The sequence below is a fragment of the Photobacterium sagamiensis genome (assembly GCF_050337085.1).
Lineage (GTDB): Bacteria > Pseudomonadota > Gammaproteobacteria > Enterobacterales > Vibrionaceae > Photobacterium > Photobacterium sagamiensis.
The window spans coordinates 31,825-49,943 of record NZ_JAKJSP010000031.1; the positions used below are offsets into that span (position 1 = coordinate 31,825).

The window sequence follows — 18,119 nt, forward strand, 5'->3', positions numbered from 1 at the left end:
TTAGTCTATGCTGACGACTAAATATGAGTTTGGCCGCCTGATTTATAACCGGGCGGTCCTTTTTATTGTTCAAATTGCCGGTAACGTTCAAACAATCCTTCAATATCAGAACTGCACATTAAATCCATATTATCCTGCAACTTCTCCAGCGGCCAAGACCACCATTTCATATCAAGCAACATCGCGATTTGCTGCTCAGTAAAACGTTTCTTAACGGCTTTTCCCGGGTTTCCGACCACAACGGTATAAGGCTCGACATCTTTAGTGACTACCGCACGGGCACCAATTACGGCACCATCACCAATGGTGACACCCGGCATGATGACGCATTCACTGCCAATCCAGACATCATTGCCGACGATAGTATCGCCAGCGCGCTCAAAACCGGATTTTACCTTTTCGCCAAACACTTCATAGTCAAAAGGAAAGGAGGATATCCAATCGTGCCGGTGTCCCTGATTGCCTGCCAGCATAAATATGGCCCCAGAAGCGATTGAGCAATACTTGCCAATGATCAATTTATCGACCTCGCCAAATACCCCTGACTCCCATACCTTATTGCTCGAGGCATCGCCCAACAGATAATGTACACACTGATCTTCAAAATGATTCTCGTGGTAATAACCTGAATAGTAGGTGTAATCACCGACCTGGATATTCGGGTTGGTAATGTGCTCTTTTATTTCATATCCGCCAAGCCAGGTCGGAAAAATTGATGATGACATAATTACCCCTTTTTTTATTATCCTAGTGCTTTCAAGTCAGATCTGATAGTCAATGCTCTGCAGGGCGAGTTTTATGGTATTGCCTGTTTATTCTGCTTTTTCCCAAAAGTATATACCCAAACCAGTTCAATAGGCATGATTCAGAGCTTCCTCTGGAGATTCAATTCAAGCGAAATGTGTGCAGGAATGGCAGGCTCTGTCTCTCAATTTTTCACATTACCTCGTCCATTTAGCCGATTAAGCTAACAAATACACAATATGCACATTGTGGAAACACTAGTGCTGTATTAACCGTATATAAGAACGTAATACAACTTGGGATCCACCGCTATGGACAGAGAGAATAATATCCGGTGTATCATCTTTGATTGTGATGGCACTTTGGTTGATAGTGAAAAGCTATGTAATCAGGCATTGGTCAATATTTTTGCCCGTTTTGGTGTCACTCTCAGTCTTGATGACTGCTTACGTCATTTTCAGGGTGGCAAATTGGCTGATATTCTGGCAGATACGTGCGAAAGAGTCGGCTTATTGATTTCTATTGATATTCTCGACCCCCTTTATCGCCAGGAATGTGCACGGTTATTTGAGCAGGGTTTGAATCCGGTTCAGGGAGTACCAGAGCTGCTCGAAGCGCTTGTCGCGAATGATTATGAAATGTGCATCGCTTCCAATGCCCCTGTCAGCAAAATTGAGCATGCCCTGCGCCTGACCAGCCTGTTACCCTATTTTGAAGGTAAGCTATTCAGTGCATTCGAAGCCAACAGCTGGAAACCAGAACCCGATATACTGCATTTTGCTGCCATGAATATGGGCGTATCACTCAAGCAATGTGCTTTTGTTGATGACACGGTGAAAGGTGTGCAGGCTGGTATAAACGCCGAGATCCGCACATTTCATTTTTTGACCACACCGGAGTCAGTGCGGGTAGATCACCCTAATGTCACGACGCTTACCGAAATGCCTCAGTTACTTGAGTATATTTAGGGATTGTTTACGGCCATATCAGTCACGATGACTTATCTGACTGAGTCTCAGTATCAGCAATCAATGTATCCCAGGATGTTGCCCAGCTTTGCTGCTGGTATTGCTGCTTTGCTGTTGCATTGTTTTCCGCTACACGACTTGTCCCAACGACTGACGTACAACTGTTATCCTCTTGCTCTGATTGCTCAGGTAAAGAGATCGGTTTGACCGATATTTCTGCAGAAAAATCATCCGTCTGTACGGTGTTATCTGGTTCACCACCTGCGGAACTCTCTCCGTCAATCAGTGCATTCAATTGCTCACCGGTAGGATGATAACCACTACGGCCATACACTTTATCCAACAAGTGAATCACAAAATGTTCAGTCACCGGTTTATTCCGCAAGATTTTATAGACAGACTTTGCCACATTCTGGACGCTAAGAATCGACTCAATACCAATGATTTGCGCCACACCGTCACGATCCTTTTTTGCTTCTTTATTACCGGAAGCATACGCGATAGAAAACCAGATATAAGCAACCGCAGCATCATTGGCATCAGAGCCAAGATGCATTTTAGCGGCTAAATATTGCGCTTCAGTATTACCTTGCTCGGCAGCACGCTCTAACCAATAAATGGCACACTGCTTATCTTTATTCACGCCAACCCCTGTCTGATAGCAGTAAGCTGTTTTCATAAAACCCGTGACATCATTATTTCTTGCCACCCGTAAACGCCAGCAAAACGCGTTATGCGGTTGTTTTACAGGGTTGGGATCAGCCACAAGCCAATCTCCCAAAAAAAGCTGCGCCGGGATATATTCTATTTCTGCGGCTGCAGTGATATTTTCGATGCCGGCATCAAAGTCGACATCGGCGCCATGACCCTGAAGTAAATAGTGACCAAGGTTGAACAGCGCTTCAGGCTCTTTTCGTTTCGATCTGACCACGGCATCCCAATATTGAGATCTCGCTTCACCTTGTGGATCATCAACATCCTGACGACACAGGCGAGCTAACGCATGCTGGCCGATTTCATTGCCTAAATCTGCAGCTTTCTGATACCAGTTAATTGCCTCGCGTATATTCGTCAGCTCATACTCTTTAGCTAAAGATAGCTGGCTTGGAATATGGCCGGTTTGTCCTTTGAAAACCTTTTCTTCGCGCTCAGATATTTTTGCTTTTTTCAACACAAGCCTATATTTTTCATCTTTCAAAGCCTGCAGTCTTGCGGCTTCCTGCTGTTTTTTGGACACCATAAAATATCGTATCACTAACCAAATCAGTGGGATCCCAAGCAGGCCTAACCCCATCACAATGTCTGACATAACGCCCCAGGTAAATAGAATAACTCCCTCTTTGTAACGGCCGATCTCGGTAATTCTATAGCTTTTAAATCTCAGATAAGACGCTTTTAATAAAATTCCCTATAGAAATAGATAGATAGATACTGGAGATGTAATCATCTCTGCATTGATCATTGTTCCAGCGCGTGTTTAAGCCCTGCAACATATTCGGGATATTGCGAAATATCATTATGATCGGCTCTGGCGATAACGGTAATGGTCACCAGTTGATCGGTGAACTGAGCAATTAACCGTTCAGTACTGGCCCGGGGGATCACCCGGTCATTTTCCGCAATGAAGATGTATGTTTTCGCGGTAATGTTTTTAACTCGGTGTAATGACTGAAATTTATCTTTGATCAGCAAAGAGACCGGCAACATCCAATAGACCGTTTTCGCGACACTTTCAATGCTATCGAAAGGCGTTACCAATATCAGTTTTTCCACCTCTCGGTTAGCCGCCACATAGGTGGCAATGCCGGAGCCGAGACTCCGTCCCATCAACGAAATCAGCACGTGCCTGGCTTTGATCTGCTCAAAAATATGCAGCGCATCGCTGTATAAACCCTCTTCGGTAGGCTCTCCGGTGCTATTGCCGTACCCCCGGTAGGGAATTAAATACACAGTATAGTCCGGCAGTACCGCCTCAAAAAAAGGAATGTTATCTTCGATGCGTTCGGCATTACCGCCATAATAGAGTAACGCCTTGGGGTGCCCCTCATTGACTACCCAGCCGTTCAGCTGCTCGCCATCCGATTCGAAGTGGATTTCAGCCGCACCGATCAGTCCACCTGCCGGTTGCGGAAAATACAAAAATTTACGTTGCATCGCGAAGAGAACGAGGCAGAAGGCAATATAGAGCAACAGTAACGTTACCAGCACACTTTTCATTCTCGTATCCTGCCTTGCCTTGTCATCAGCTTATAATAGACAAAAGAATAGATACCGATATTGATCACCACGGCAACCAAGCCAAACACGATCTGCAAATTGAAATTTAACGCGGACGGATAAATGATGGGGATGATATAGTGCTCAATGAATCCTCCCGTATATCCCTCGCTACCCGCAGCATTTCTCAACTGGTTTTCCAATGGGGTCAGCGGACAGATCCAGCCCTTAAAACTGATCACAAAAACCCAGATGACGGCAGGGAGATGAACAAAAACCAGATAACTTCGCACAATCGCCAGGAGTCCGCCCAGTAGTGCAAAAATGATAAACAGCAGGTGCACGATCACGACAAGATCCGCCAAAATTCGATAAATCATGGTATTCACCTCCTAATCTTCAGTCTGGTGCCACCCGCTCAACTTAGCCATTAATCTGGTTTAAAAAAAATGCCAGTCCGGAAGGACTGGCATTTTTATCACTAATACCTTTTAACTCAAACCGCCTGGTTTAAGTAAGCTTAATCCAGCTCAACAAGGTTCTTTTCAAATTCATCGAATTGCTTTTGTACCTTGGCAGAAGGCTCGCCGGTTGTAAGGCTAACAATCACAACCGATAAAGTCGCAAAAATAAAGCCCGGTACGATTTCATACAGGTCGAAAATACCGCCGGTGATCTGTTTCCAGATAACCACGGTCAGCGCACCCACAATGATACCCGTCAACGCGCCATTACGGTTCATACGCTTCCAGAACAGGCTTAGCAGTAATACCGGACCAAATGCAGCACCAAAGCCCGCCCAGGCATAAGAAACCAAACCAAGCACTGTGCTGTCAGGATTCATTGCAAGCATTAAGGCAACAATAGACAGGATGATCACCGCCGCACGGCCGACCATCATGATTTCTTCCGTAGACGCCTGAGGACGGAAGACCTGCTTGTAGAAATCTTCAGCCAGTGCAGAAGATGAGACAAGCAGCTGTGAATCAGCAGTACTCATAATGGCCGCCAGAATTGCCGCCAGCAAAATACCCGCAACAACCGGGTGGAAAATAGAGTTGACCAGCAACATGAAGATTTTCTCACCATCAGCCAGTTCACCGGCTAATTGGTTATCGACATACAAAATACCAACCAGACCAACTAAGGTTGCACCCGCCATAGAAATGGCTGTCCATGCTACGGCAATGTGACGTGCTGTCGCAATATCACGATTAGAACGTGTTGCTTTAAAACGGGCCAGGATGTGCGGCTGACCAAAGTAGCCAAGGCCCCATGCAGCCAGAGAGATAATCGCAATCGCTGACAACGGCTGACCTTTCACATCATTAAACAGCGTCAGCAGCTCCGGGTTTTTCATTTCAAGTGCAGCCGTCAGATCGCCAATACCACCTTGCATTGCAGCGATGGGGACGATAACCAGTGCTGCAGACATCAGTAAACCCTGAACAAGGTCAGTCCAGGATACCGCTAAGAATCCGCCAAATAAGGTATATGATACAACGCAAACAGTACCGACAATCACAGCAATGCTGTAATCAAGGCCGAATACCGTTTCGAACAATTTACCGCCGGCAACTAAACCTGAACTGGTGTAGAAAAGGAAGAACAGCAAAATAAAGAATGCTGAAATAGTTTGGATCAGTTTAGATTTATCGTCAAAGCGGCGCGCTAAAAACTCAGGCAAGGTCAGCGAGTTATCAGCCGTGATACTGTATGTACGCAGACGCTTGGCACAAATTAGCCAGTTCAGCCAAGTCCCTAGTAGCAGACCACCAGCCAGCCAGAGCGATTCCAGACCAGCCGCATAAGCATAACCCGGCAGACCAAGCAGCAACCAGCCACTCATATCAGATGCACCCGCAGAAAGCGCAGCAGGCCATGGTCCCAATGTACGGCCACCCAAGAAATAGTCTGATGAGTTTGACGTGCGCTTATATGCAATATATCCAATCGCCATCATGCCAATCAAGTAGACAATAAACGTTCCTGTAATAGCAAAGCTATTTTCTATCATTGTTGAGTTCCCTCAGTTTTTTGAGCCCCTGTTCATTGCAGGGGCTTTGTTTATCTGCTGAACTTACTATCCAGCATATTTACGTCGCTGCTCAGCTCACAGCAAGTTCATTCAATCGCTAATCGCTCGAGTGAATAGCTATGAGCCGAACAGTTACTTAGAAATTAGTGCTCGCCACTCCCCAGCTCCAGCAGAGTGGCATTACCACCGACGGCAGTAATATTGATCGTTCGCGTCCTTTCGGTCACAAACCTCAACGAATAGGTCGGGCTGCCAATCACGGGTAACGACTCACAATCTGTTTCACAGATCAATTGAGCCAATAATCCGTCATTTGCAGCCAATTGACGCCCCAGCGACTGTGATGTCGATAACTGACCGGCATAAACCACACCAGCAATCGCGGTATGGTTGGTAAAATCGGCAAGTTGATTATTATCAATGGCAGTGATCACACCGCGTGCACAACCCGCTTTCTCCAGTTGTGCGACTAATTCGCCAGCCGACAACGCAAACTCTGACGGCAAGCTAACTAAAAGTGTATTACCGGTCACTAATGCTGCGGTGATCTGGCCTATAACAGCGGTAATCGAAACATCAGCATCGGCGGTGACAATAAATGCGCCACGGCCGGCACTGTAAAGCTCGTTAGTCTCACCTGTCGGGCCCGGCATCAGTAAGGTTTCACCAACATGCTCTGATGCATTACGGCACTGAAAAGACACCATCGCCTGAGCGGATTGCTCCAGTTGCTCTGCCCACAGGTTTAGGATCTGGATGCGCTTTTCATAACCAAGCCCGTTCCAGCCTTCCCATGCGGCTAAACTGTTACCCACTATCGATTGAATACCTATTGTCATGACTTATTCCTTTTTCAACTTAGATTAGCTGCCATTACGCGTTGAACATGTCTTGGGTAAAACGGTACAAATAATGCGGACCACCCGCTTTCGGGCCAGTACCAGACAAGCCCTGACCGCCAAACGGCTGAACCCCGACAACGGCACCAACCTGATCACGGTTGATATAACAGTTACCCACACGAGCACGTTGCTCAATATGACAATAGGTACGTTCGTTACGGCTATGCACACCTAACGTTAGGCCAAACCCGGTGTTATTAATTTGGTCAATCACCTGATCAATTTCATTCGCTTTAAAACGCACAATGTGAAGGATCGGGCCAAAGTTTTCATTTTTCAGGATATCAATACTGCTGATTTCAAATGCAGTCGGGGCAACAAAATCACCCGCCTTGCAGTCATCGCCAAGCGTTGCTTGTGCGACCAGCTTGGCCGTATTTTTCAACGCCTCAATATGCGTCAGCAGCTTTCTTTTCGCATCAATATCAATCACCGGACCAACATCGGTGCTGTGCAATTCGGGACGGCCAACCGACAGTTCGGCCATCGCCCCTTTGATCAGTGCAACAATACGATCGGCAATGTCAGCCTGCACAAACAATACCCGTAATGCAGAACAACGCTGGCCCGCCGATGCAAATGCCGACCGGACAACATCACGCACAACCTGCTCTGGTAGCGCAGTACTGTCGACGATCATTGCATTCTGACCTCCGGTTTCCGCGATAAACGGAACAGGTTCGCAATCGCGAGCGACCAGCGAGCGGTTGATCCGTTGTGCGGTTTCTGTCGAACCGGTAAACGCAACACCCGAAATACGCGTATCAGACGTCAGTGGGGCGCCCACTTCAGCACCACGACCTGGCAGCAGTTGGATCGCGCCGGCAGGCACACCCGCTTCCAGCATCAGTTCAATGGCACGGAAGGCAATCAGCGAGGTTTGTTCTGCCGGTTTCGCCACCACGGTATTACCCGCAGCAAGAGCGGCAGAAACCTGACCCAAGAAAATCGCTAACGGAAAGTTCCATGGGCTGATACAGGCAAAGACACCCCGCCCCTGATAGCTCAGCTGTTTGGTTGAACCATCAAAACAAGCAACCGATTGTGGTGCAGCAAACTCTGTTGCCGCCTGAACCGCGTAGAAACGACAGAAATCGACCGCTTCACGAATTTCATCAATACTGTCTTGAATGGTTTTACCCGCTTCGCGGTGACACAGCGCAACAAGCTCACCGGTGTGTTGTTCAAGCAGATCCGCCAGACGCAGCAAGCACTGCGCACGCTCAGCCGGCGGCGTTTGCGACCAGCTTGGATAACAGGCTGCCGCCACTTCAACCGCCTGCGCCACTTGGCTCTGGCTGGCAAACGCAACCTGACCGACTGTTTCACCACGGTCGTACGGCGCCGTCACCGTATTGAGCTCACCATTCAAGGTTACGCCGTTGACAATCGGACCCGCTTGCCATTGATGCTGGCTAAAGGCCTGAATAGCTTCATTAAACGGACGCCACTGTGATTCAATATCAATGTTAATGCCCGCCGAGTTCTTACGCTTGTCAGCAAAAATTTGCGGTGGCAACGGGATCAAACTGTTATGCAATGTGGGGCGTGAACGTAACGTATCGACCGGATGCTCCGTCAGAGTCTCAATCGGGCAGTTTGCATCGACCAGACGGTGAACAAACGAGCTATTGGCACCGTTTTCTAACAGACGGCGTACCAGATAGGGTAATAAATCTTTGTGGCTACCCACTGGCGCATAAATACGCACGTTAGCCTGATACATCTCCATCGCATGGTTATACAGTGCGTCACCCATGCCATGCAGACGCTGGAATTCAAAATCTCGATGATCCGTCATCGCCACAATCGCCGATACGGTATGCGCGTTATGGCTGGCAAACTGAGGATAGATCACCCCGCGCAGGTGTTCAGACAACAGGAAGCGGGAACATGCCAGATAAGAGCTGTCGGTCGCTTCTTTACGGGTAAAGACCGGATAAGCGGAAAAACCTTTTTGCTGTGATAATTTCAGCTCGCTATCCCAGTATGCACCTTTCACCAGACGCACTGGGATCACATCACCCAGCTCTTTGCTTAGCGCCGCTATCCAGGCCAATACCGGCAGTGCGCATTTAGAGTAAGACTGTACCACCAGACCAAACCGTCCCCAGCCTCGTACCACGGTAGATCGGTACAGTTTTTCAAACAGCTTCAGCGACAGTTCAAGACGGTCAGCTTCTTCGGCATCAATGGTAATGCCGATATTCAGCTCACGGGCGCGCTCTAACAATGTCAGTACCGAGTGATACATTTCATCCAGTACACGCGCTTCATTTGCCACGTCATAACGCGGGTGCAACGCAGATAGCTTGATCGATACCGTCGGATCCGGTGATTTCCGATTGCTCTGCTTTTGACTATGGTAAGTATCACGACCAACCGCTTCGATCGCCATAATGTAGTCTTTAAAATACTTCTGGGCGTCATGGGCCGTCAGCGCCGACTCACCCAACATATCAAACGTGTATGTGAACCCTTGATCACGCTTGTCCTTAGCATTCTTCATCGCTTCCGCAATGGTTCTGCCTAACACAAACTGATGACCCATGATCTTCATGGCCTGATGCATAGCCTGACGGATCACCGGCTCAGACATTTTATTGACCAGGCGGTTGATCGCATGCAAAGGCGTGCCATCTTCTTTGGCATCCATACTGACCACTTTACCGGTTAGCATCAGCCCCCAGGTTGAGGCATTGACGAACAGAGAGTCAGAATTTTTGAGGTGGGATTTCCAATCGGCAACACTGAGCTTATCGCGGATCAGTGCATCAGCGGTTGCGGCATCAGGAATACGCATTAAGGCTTCAGCCAGACACATCAGTAAAATACCTTCTTTGGTATCTAAGCTGTATTCCAGCAGCAGCGCATCGATCATTTGAATTGCATTTTGATCTGCGCGCACGCGCTTGATCAGCTCTGCTGCTGTTTCTGTGGTCTGTTTACGTTCTTGCTCTGAAGGCTCAGCCAAAGGAAGCAGTTGTTCGAGCCACTGTGACTCATCTGCAGAATAAAGCGGTGAAATCAGTTGCCAAATTTCATCCAATGGCCGCTCAATAAACGATGGCTGAAGTACATCTGCCGCATTGAACATAATCGTATCCTCAATAATATATTCTGAATTCTCATTCAGTCTAAATGTTATACCAGTGTTACTATTGAGGGGATTCTATTTTCCGCAGCTCTGATAGTCTTGCTATATTCTCCGATAATTTTTAGAAAAAGTCCGTTTTTTAACAAAATAAGACACAAATCATCAGCAAAATATCTAGATTGACGTTTAATTCAGCACAAATTCCGTAAACAATGAATTATGTTACTAAAGGAGGAGGCTGGGATATTCATGCGCAAAGAGTCATGGGAGAAGAGAGGGGTAAGCCAAGGGGTATGAAGCCAGGCCACCCCAGACAAGACCGTTTTCAGGCGGTAAAAAAGACCGCCAACAAAACCATAAGATCATGAATTAAAAAATAAAAAGATGAACTGTGTGGCGAGGGATATTACAAATGCTCTTTTTTAAACCGCGCCGGCGGCATACCGTATAAACGGGAAAACGATTGAGTAAAGCTGCTCTGACTGGCAAATCCGCAGCTTTGTGCCACCTGCGCCAGACTGAGTTGCGACTCTTCCATTAGCTGTTTCGCCATTTCCAAACGTTTTTTCAAAACATACTGATGCGGAGTGATCCCTGTTTGTTCTTTAAACAATAAATGGAACTGGCTCTCGCCGAGAAACACTAATCCAGCCAGTTGTGTTATCGATATTTTACGAATTAGATGCTGAATTATGTACTGATCGATAACATCCATATTAAGGCGAGAGACATGGCGGTCTGATGCCAGCGGCTTAAAATGACGCTGCAAGATACACATCAAGGTATCGGTACAGGCTTTGCTCAATAGCAAGTCATCCGGGTGAGCCATCATTTCGGCGGTCAGTGCCTTGATCAGGTTTTGTGCCTGAGTATCAAGGTGAAAATAGCCTGATTGTTCAAACAAACGCTCCATCCGTTCATTCGCATAAGAGGGTAATGTTTGATCAAAAGAGAAACTCTCAACCGGCAGATTCAATACCAGGATCTCATTTTTCCCTATTCCGGAAAACGCATGCTCTGAGTCAGCTGTCACCAGACAGCCCTGGCCCGGATAAACCAAATTACCATAGCCTTCAATATCAAATTCTGTCTGCCCCGACAGGCCAATAACGACCTGATTGTAACCGTGGTTATGATGTTCCATCAGTTCCGGTAACACGACAATCTCTGAGGGTTTAAACTTATCGTTCATGTAAAGCAATACAATCCAAATGGAGATATCTTATTGTCTCAATAACAGCAGCAAGACACCAGTGCGGGCTTACTCTAAACATAGCGCTTCTATCCCGGAAAAGTGATCAAGACATCATTTTTTACGGCATTTGTCATTTCAATTTCTTTGATCATGCTACAGCCCTTATTCTATAAGGCTTCAGAGCGATAAATCCGATTTAACGAATTTCTATCATTTAATGCCAGCAAAGCGGAATTAAATTACACCAAGCTTTAAATATCAATAACTTACAGCGTTCTCAACCTTGATCATTCTTCCGTATGAAAAAGGTTTATTACTGCCAGATCAAATTTGCATTCTCCGGTAACGATGATCATACCTTGATCATGTTTCCATATTCTTATTGATCATCAGTCAGGATCCCGCTTGATCATCGTTCCAGTTGAAATGACACTGCCCGTTATTTATCTCGGCTTGATCATTGTTCCGGTAGTATAAGCAAGCCGTATATGCCCAGCCGTAGCATGTAACAATAAGATATATACCCTTTCGTTATCGTTATCAGTCTCAATGCTGCCATGTTCTTTCGCTTATTATCTATTGAGACCTGCGGTTTTGCTAAGCCTGGTCATCCATCACGCGCCACAGGCACTACGGTATACCTGTGCTCACCAGGCTCACAAGTTATTTAATATTCCAACGGCAAACACTTGATCATGCTTTCATGGGTATCACTTCGGTATTGGCAAATGATCACTGGATTATGACTTTGTTTTACCGGTTGAACTGACGGTTTACTGGGCAGGCCTTGATCTGGCGGCTCTTTTCTCATACTGGCCGACACTCCTACCGCTGATGGGTGTTGTTATTGGATTATTACCGGGGTGTATGGCCCGCAGATTTTAGTAACCGGCCTCTATATATAGGGGCAGTGCCAATGTCTGCACAACTAGGCAATACCATTAGTAATGATGGTGATGCACTGTTTCCAGCCCTTGCTTTGGCGCCTAAAGCCGCCTTCGTGGCGACCCTCTATTCATCCGTTCCCGTTCTGTTTTTCGCTTATGGCTATTATTTTATCTTCGAATAACAAATCACATAACCAGCATAAAAAGAGCATATTTTGATCTCTCCTTTTGTTTTTTAACCAACCCAGGAAAGGCGAATAACAACAACAAATAAGCAGCATACAAGGCATATTCAGGGGGAATACTTGCAAAATTCAAAATCACAATGAGGGATAACTGTCAATAGGTGATTTCCCCCCTTCTTTGTTAGAGCACACTTCGTTATAGTTTCTCTCGTAGACAGGGAACGCACTTCACTGTTAACTGTCTGCAGTATCCAGCATTGGATACATGCCAATGAAGTTTCTTTGATGTATACCCTCATATCAAAGCGTTAAACTTAATTGGATACCTCTTCTACACGTCGTACAGGATTGTGCTCTTCGGAGTCAAACTCTTGTCTTTGCCGGTCTTATAGACCGGCTTTTTTTTTACCAATATTCACAATTATGTCTAATAACCCGGCATCCGAATTGTGTGACATTTACCCAGTCAACTAAACTCTCTACAATCAGATTAATCTGAGCGATATCGTTAGGCGAGACTAGTGAAAGACAAAGTCGATCCATCCCTTCTACATATTTTTAATCAACTCCCTGGTTGTTGGGGGTGTAAAGATAAAGACTCTGTATTTGTTTATGCAAATGAAGAATATGGAAAGATTATTGGTGTCGACCATCATTTAGATTGTATTGGCAGAACAGATTTTGATATGCCAAGCCCGACAATTGAATGCGCCGATTCTTTCCGGGAACAAGACTTCCAGGTGATCTCATCAGGACAACGCATGCGGATACTTGATATTCATCCTTATTCGGATGGTAGCTGGCGTGCACATTTATTCACTAAGACCCCCTGGAAAAGTGAAGACGGTAATGTCGTTGGCACTATCTTTTCTGGTGTTGAATTAAAAGATACGGCCATTTTAGAAGTGGGACATTGGATTTGCCGCGCTGCCGGGCTGAATAAAAGAGACCAAACATCTTTTAGCTTAGATCTGCATAATCAAAAGGTCGCGATAAACACCCGTGAATCTGAAGTTCTATTTTTATTACTGTATGGCAAAAAGCCGCAATATATTGCCAAGGTGCTAAATGTCTCAGTCAAAACTGTTGAGAACTATGTACTTCGTCTGCGCGAAAAATTTAATGCCAATTCGAAGGGAGAGCTCATCGATCTGGCGTTAGATCTCGGCTTTGGCTCCCATATTCCTGAAAGCATGTTGAAAAGCCAACTGTCGGTCATTCTCAAAGAATAGGCCACCTCAAGGTGCAGAGTTCGGCGAGAATCTCGCATTTTGAGCTAGTAGGGTATAACAATGAGTACCGATGTCTGTTTTCTGCATAATGAGTTTTACTTTTTGAAAGCATTTGTTCAGAAATTCATTTTTCAGATCAAATTAACGCTCGTTGTTTATTTATACAATCGCTGCGAATGTAATTAACCATGATCAAAACATGGTTGTCAGTCGTAACCAATCAGGTTACGTACCAGAATCACTTTGGCAGAAGATATGAAACAGTTCACTATCACTTACGTTGTACATCCGCACTTTAATATTCCGTTTAAATACGAAATCACTGCAACTAATGAAATTAACTCCATTCGAGATGCAGAAAAAGCGCTGACCGTTCGCCACCCTGAGGGAGTAAGCATTGTTACTTCCAATGAAGCCGCCTTATAAGATAAGCCCTTCAAATAGAACGCCGATACATTATGAGCATAAAAAAAGTGTAGCTATATCAAAAGCTACACTTTTTTTATTTCAAACCAAAACCGCTTAAGGGGCTAATCGTTCAATCGTCCACTCTGACGCATCTTTAGAATATAAGAAACGGTCATGAAGACGGTGCTCTCCCCCCTGCCAGAACTCTATCGAATTGATTTTCACTCGATACCCACCCCAGAATGTCGGAAAAGGAACATCGCCCTTAGCAAATTTTTGTTTCAGCTCCATAAACTTCCCTTCCAGCGCCTGACGTGCTGAAATTCGGTTACTCTGCTTGCTTGCCCATGCCGCAATCTGGCTTTCTTTCGGACGCGATGAAAAGTACTTCATCACTTCTAATGTCGACAGCTTTTCCGCTTCTCCCGTCACATGTACCTGGCGTTCAATACCATGCCATGGGAAATGCAGACTTATCTTAGCATTATGGCTCAGCTGCAGGGCTTTGCGGCTTCCCAGGTTGGTATAAAACACAAAACCATCATGATCAAAGTGTTTCAATAAAACAATACGCTGGAAAGGCTGTCCATTTTCATCCACGGTCGCGACGGTCATCGCAGTAGGATCAGTAATTTTTGCAGCAATCGCTTGTTTAAGCCATTTTGCAAATAAAGGCAGCGGCTCATCTGGTAAATCATGACGACGTAACCCACCTTTCGTGTACTCACGACGAATATCAGACAATTCCATTGTTATCTCCGCTTATTTAACATGAACCGATATGGCATTGACCGAAATTGTGCGCTTTGCTTATTGGAAAAACAAGCGCAAAGCTCTCTCATAGCCACCACATAAGTATTTCAGGTCCACTTTATTGTATTGAAAGTAAAAACATCGTATCCCTGCAAGCCAGTTCGTGTTTTCTCATCGCTAAGTTTGTTAGGGTCTGGCCCTAGTTTTCAGTACTAAAAATGATCGGAAAGATCCCGTGCAAAAGAATAAATTTCTCAGCCTTATTATCATCCTCGGCCTGATCCTCGGTGGTCTCATCACCAACATCACCTACCAGCAGGTTAAACAGCACTTATCAGAAAGAATTAACAATGACGTCAGCCGACTCGGTGAGAAGCTCGATGCGCAGCTATCACGATACAGTAAGCTGCCGGAAGTACTGGCCAAAGATCCACGCCTGATATCACCATTGATGGTAGATACCCCCTCCAAAGCCCCTGCCGCTGAGCAAAACCCGCAAACCAATTTGCTGTTACAGGAATGGGCAAGCAACTTAAGTGCCGATACAATTTATTTGCTCAACCGTGCCGGTGACACCCTGGCAGCCAGTAACTGGCAACAAGAGAATAGCTTTGTCGGTCAGAATTATGCTTATCGTCCTTACTTTCAAGATGCGATGGCTGGCAAACTCGGTCAATATTTTGCTTTAGGTGCCCGCTCAGACAAGCGCGGTTATTACTTTTCAGCCCCGATTTACCAACGCCAGCAGATCATCGGGGTTCTGGTGATCAAAGTTGATCTGTCTTTGGTTGAAGATATCTGGCAATACGATCAAATCGAATATGCCATCGCCGATCAACTCGGCGTGATTTTTTACAGCTCGGAAGACAGTTGGTTATACCGCTCTCTGGTCGTGCTTAACGACGAACAAAAACAACAGATTTTCTCTTCCCGTCAATACGGCCAGACTAAGCTGGAGCCGTTGAGTGACTTGCCTCGCCTGACTGAATTTAATCAACAAGAAATCAGCAATATCATCATCCCCGGTATCAATCAGAGCGAAGCCTTTCTGATCGCCAGCCACAATATGGAACAGGCGGGCTGGACAATTTATGGCTTTAGCCCAATTCACGCCGCTTATCAGTATGTGGTCCAGGCACTGTTTGTCTTCACAGCCTTTTACATGCTGCTTTGTCTGGCTGTTATGTCCTGGTTTCAAACCTTCACAACCAAAAAAGAACTGGCACAGCTCAATGATAAGCTTGAACAGCTGGTGATTGAACGTACCCGTAATTTGATGGAAACCAACCAGCAGTTGCGCGATACCATTGAGCAATACGAACGCAGCCAGGCTGAACTGAAACAGACACAGAGCGAACTGGTACAAGCGGCCAAGCTTGCGATGCTCGGAGAGCTGTCAGCAAGCATTAATCATGAAATTAATCAGCCCCTTGCAGCTATGCGGACCTACGCGGAAAATACCCGAAAACTGTTGCAAAAAAATCGTTATGAGGCTGTCGCCAGTAACATTGACGAGATCATCAACCTGAACCAGATGGTGTCGGACATTATCGCGCGGTTCAAAGTCTTTGCCCGAAAAACAACCGAGAACAACAATCGCACGGTGGCGGCCGACTCTATCCGCTCGGCAGTCAGCCTGCTGCGTAATAAATTAATCAAGCAAGGAGTGATCTTACGCCTTGGTGAGCTGCCTTCCGATCTACTGGTTCGCGCTGATGCGGTTCAATTTGAACAGGTACTGGTCAACCTGCTGCACAACGCCATTCAGGCTCTTAGCGATGCACGCTCCCCGCAAATTGGTGTTCAGTTAGAACCCTTCGGGGATATGGTCGAAATACGGATCTGGGATAATGGTCCGGGCTTGGATGACGATCAGAAAAAACGGATTTTCACCCCTTTCTTTACGACTAAAAAAGAGGGGCTAGGACTCGGGCTGACCATTTCAAGAAGGATCATAGATTCCTTCTCCGGTAGCCTGACTATTGAGGATCATAATAGTGGTGGCGCAGAATTTGTCATTACCCTGCCCCGCTGTACCGAGGATGCATAATGAACAAGCAAGTAATTTTTATTGACGATGAAAAACCAATCCGCGATGCATTGGGGCAAACATTAGAACTTGAAGACTACGACGTAACACTATTTGCCAGTGCCAAGCCGGCTTTAGCGTTGCTGGAGAACCATTTTCCCGGCGTTATCATCTCCGATATCAATATGCCCGGTATTGATGGGATCACCTTTTTAAAACGTGCGCTGGCTATTGATCCCGAACTGTCGATCATTTTACTGACTGGCCATGGCGATATATCGACCGCTGTCGATGCAATGCGAAACGGCGCCTATGATTTTCTGGAAAAGCCGTTCTCAACAGAAAACTTACTCGATGTTGTTAAACGGGCGGGTGATAAACGCGAATTGGTACTGGAAAATCGTGAATTAAGACGAGAACTGGAGGCACAAAGCGGACCAGGTCCTCGAATTCTCGGTAACAACCCGAAAATCAAACAATTAAGACGGATCCTGACCCATATTAAAGACACCCCTGCGGATGTGATGATCCATGGTGAAACCGGAACCGGTAAGGAGCTCGTCGCACGTTTCTTACACGATCACAGTATTCGCCAGGATAAACCTTTTGTCGCGATTAACTGTGGCGCTATTCCTGAAACCATGATTGAAAGCGAATTATTTGGTTATGAATCTGGGGCATTTACCGGTGCCCAGAAAAAGCGGGTGGGAAAAATTGCTCATGCCAACGGCGGTACGCTGTTTCTGGACGAAATTGAATCGATGCCAATGCTGTTGCAAATAAAACTATTGCGAGTCTTGGAAGAGCGTAAGGTTGAACCGTTAGGCACCAACCAGGCCATCGATCTCGATATCCGAATTATCGCGGCAACAAAACAAGATCTCAGATTGATGGGTGATCGCGGCGAATTTCGCCAGGATCTCTATTACCGCCTGAATGTTGTCAGCGTAGACATCCCGCCATTACGTGCTCGTAAAGATGACATCCCGATGCTATTCCAGAACTTTACTCGTTCTGCCTCTACCCGCTACGGTATCGAACCGCCTGCGATCAGTCTGGAACAACAACAAAAATTGCTGGAACATGACTGGCCGGGAAATGTGAGGGAGTTACGCAACCTGGCTGAACGTTTAGTCTTAATGGGCGATACCTCAGGCCTGAGTGATGATGGTCAAATCAGTGATGACCAAGTTAACCTCACCCTGACAGATCGGATCAATCAATTCGAATTTACGTTACTTTGCGATGCGTTAAAGCGTCATAATGGTCGTTTAAAAGAAGTTCAGGAAGAACTTGGGCTCGCGCGTAAGACCCTGTATGACAAAATGAAAAAGCACGGTATTGATAAAGACGATTTCAAGATAACCCACTAGTGGCCAATCCCTGTTAACGGGCGCAATGTTAACGGGGACTTGTGCAACAATGTGCTTCAGATTGTATTAAACCCGCTATGACTTAGGATAA

General features: G+C 46.1%; 14 protein-coding genes and 1 pseudogene. 6 read left to right on the forward strand and 9 right to left on the reverse strand.

Annotated elements, in window-relative coordinates; translation table 11 throughout:
• Positions 1–62 precede the first annotated feature (62 nt).
• A complete protein-coding gene (locus L4D76_RS15790; protein WP_428441855.1) occupies positions 63–725 on the reverse strand; it encodes a CatB-related O-acetyltransferase in 663 nt (220 codons plus the stop codon).
• Positions 726–1,055: 330 nt separating this feature from the next.
• On the opposite strand from L4D76_RS15790, the gene yieH reads away from it, so the two are divergent.
• Positions 1,056–1,712, forward strand: coding sequence for a 6-phosphogluconate phosphatase (yieH, locus tag L4D76_RS15795; protein ID WP_428441856.1), 657 nt, complete (start codon positions 1,056–1,058; stop codon positions 1,710–1,712).
• Between the two features lie 22 nt (positions 1,713–1,734).
• On the opposite strand, the gene L4D76_RS15800 is transcribed toward yieH, so the two are convergent.
• The 7 genes from L4D76_RS15800 to L4D76_RS15830 all read right to left on the reverse strand — a co-directional run bounded on the left by L4D76_RS15800 (position 1,735) and on the right by L4D76_RS15830 (position 11,158).
• A complete protein-coding gene (locus L4D76_RS15800; RefSeq protein WP_428441857.1) occupies positions 1,735–3,021 on the reverse strand; it encodes a tetratricopeptide repeat protein in 1,287 nt (428 codons plus the stop codon).
• A gap of 149 nt (positions 3,022–3,170) precedes the next feature.
• The gene (locus L4D76_RS15805) at positions 3,171–3,929 is read right to left on the reverse strand and encodes an alpha/beta hydrolase (protein ID WP_428441858.1); all 759 of its coding nucleotides are present in this window, start codon (positions 3,927–3,929) and stop codon (positions 3,171–3,173) included.
• A complete protein-coding gene (locus L4D76_RS15810) occupies positions 3,926–4,309 on the reverse strand; it encodes a DUF2784 domain-containing protein (RefSeq protein WP_428441859.1) in 384 nt (127 codons plus the stop codon). The genes L4D76_RS15805 and L4D76_RS15810 overlap by 4 nt, the downstream gene beginning before the upstream one ends.
• Before the next feature lie 140 nt (positions 4,310–4,449).
• On the reverse strand, positions 4,450–5,946 hold the full coding sequence (gene putP / locus L4D76_RS15815) for a sodium/proline symporter PutP (RefSeq protein ID WP_428441860.1): 1,497 nt from the start codon (positions 5,944–5,946) through the stop codon (positions 4,450–4,452).
• A 164-nt stretch (positions 5,947–6,110) separates the two neighbouring features.
• Positions 6,111–6,806 carry an aldehyde dehydrogenase family protein gene (locus L4D76_RS15820; protein ID WP_428441861.1) on the reverse strand — a complete coding sequence of 232 codons (696 nt, stop codon included), beginning with the start codon at positions 6,804–6,806 and terminating at the stop codon, positions 6,111–6,113.
• A 34-nt stretch (positions 6,807–6,840) separates the two neighbouring features.
• Entirely contained in the window at positions 6,841–9,966 is a 3,126-nt protein-coding gene (gene putA / locus L4D76_RS15825; RefSeq protein ID WP_428441862.1) for a bifunctional proline dehydrogenase/L-glutamate gamma-semialdehyde dehydrogenase PutA, read from the reverse strand.
• A 406-nt stretch (positions 9,967–10,372) separates the two neighbouring features.
• On the reverse strand, positions 10,373–11,158 hold the full coding sequence (locus L4D76_RS15830; protein WP_428441863.1) for a helix-turn-helix domain-containing protein: 786 nt from the start codon (positions 11,156–11,158) through the stop codon (positions 10,373–10,375).
• Positions 11,159–11,941: 783 nt separating this feature from the next.
• On the opposite strand from L4D76_RS15830, the pseudogene L4D76_RS15835 reads away from it, so the two are divergent.
• The 3 genes and pseudogenes from L4D76_RS15835 to L4D76_RS15845 form a co-directional block, all read left to right on the forward strand.
• Positions 11,942–12,230, forward strand: a pseudogene (locus tag L4D76_RS15835) (putative manganese transporter); the annotation flags it as partial.
• A gap of 524 nt (positions 12,231–12,754) precedes the next feature.
• Complete coding sequence (locus L4D76_RS15840; protein WP_428441864.1) at positions 12,755–13,465, forward strand: helix-turn-helix transcriptional regulator; 711 nt, start codon at positions 12,755–12,757, stop codon at positions 13,463–13,465.
• Between the two features lie 255 nt (positions 13,466–13,720).
• Positions 13,721–13,891, forward strand: coding sequence for an addiction module component (locus L4D76_RS15845; RefSeq protein WP_428441865.1), 171 nt, complete (start codon positions 13,721–13,723; stop codon positions 13,889–13,891).
• Positions 13,892–13,987: 96 nt separating this feature from the next.
• Here L4D76_RS15845 and pdxH read toward each other — a convergent pair whose 3' ends face one another.
• On the reverse strand, positions 13,988–14,623 hold the full coding sequence (gene pdxH, locus L4D76_RS15850; protein WP_428441866.1) for a pyridoxamine 5'-phosphate oxidase: 636 nt from the start codon (positions 14,621–14,623) through the stop codon (positions 13,988–13,990).
• 238 nt (positions 14,624–14,861) lie between these two features.
• On the opposite strand from pdxH, the gene L4D76_RS15855 reads away from it, so the two are divergent.
• Both L4D76_RS15855 and L4D76_RS15860 read left to right on the forward strand, forming a co-directional pair.
• Positions 14,862–16,676 carry a sensor histidine kinase gene (locus L4D76_RS15855; RefSeq protein WP_428441867.1) on the forward strand — a complete coding sequence of 605 codons (1,815 nt, stop codon included), beginning with the start codon at positions 14,862–14,864 and terminating at the stop codon, positions 16,674–16,676.
• A complete protein-coding gene (locus tag L4D76_RS15860; protein ID WP_428441868.1) occupies positions 16,676–18,028 on the forward strand; it encodes a sigma-54-dependent transcriptional regulator in 1,353 nt (450 codons plus the stop codon). Before L4D76_RS15855 ends, L4D76_RS15860 begins: the two co-directional genes overlap by 1 nt.
• The last annotated feature ends 91 nt before the right edge of the window (positions 18,029–18,119 follow it).

Coding starts and splice junctions, on each gene's coding strand:
- yieH (WP_428441856.1), top strand. CDS start 1,056: ATGGACAGAGAGAATAATATCCGGTGTATCATCTTTGATTGTGATGGC.
- L4D76_RS15805 (WP_428441858.1), bottom strand. CDS start 3,929: ATGAAAAGTGTGCTGGTAACGTTACTGTTGCTCTATATTGCCTTCTGC.
- L4D76_RS15845 (WP_428441865.1), top strand. CDS start 13,721: ATGAAACAGTTCACTATCACTTACGTTGTACATCCGCACTTTAATATT.
- putP (WP_428441860.1), bottom strand. CDS start 5,946: ATGATAGAAAATAGCTTTGCTATTACAGGAACGTTTATTGTCTACTTG.
- L4D76_RS15810 (WP_428441859.1), bottom strand. CDS start 4,309: ATGATTTATCGAATTTTGGCGGATCTTGTCGTGATCGTGCACCTGCTG.
- L4D76_RS15830 (WP_428441863.1), bottom strand. CDS start 11,158: ATGAACGATAAGTTTAAACCCTCAGAGATTGTCGTGTTACCGGAACTG.
- L4D76_RS15790 (WP_428441855.1), bottom strand. CDS start 725: ATGTCATCATCAATTTTTCCGACCTGGCTTGGCGGATATGAAATAAAA.
- putA (WP_428441862.1), bottom strand. CDS start 9,966: ATGTTCAATGCGGCAGATGTACTTCAGCCATCGTTTATTGAGCGGCCA.
- L4D76_RS15820 (WP_428441861.1), bottom strand. CDS start 6,806: ATGACAATAGGTATTCAATCGATAGTGGGTAACAGTTTAGCCGCATGG.
- L4D76_RS15800 (WP_428441857.1), bottom strand. CDS start 3,021: ATGTCAGACATTGTGATGGGGTTAGGCCTGCTTGGGATCCCACTGATT.
- L4D76_RS15860 (WP_428441868.1), top strand. CDS start 16,676: ATGAACAAGCAAGTAATTTTTATTGACGATGAAAAACCAATCCGCGAT.
- pdxH (WP_428441866.1), bottom strand. CDS start 14,623: ATGGAATTGTCTGATATTCGTCGTGAGTACACGAAAGGTGGGTTACGT.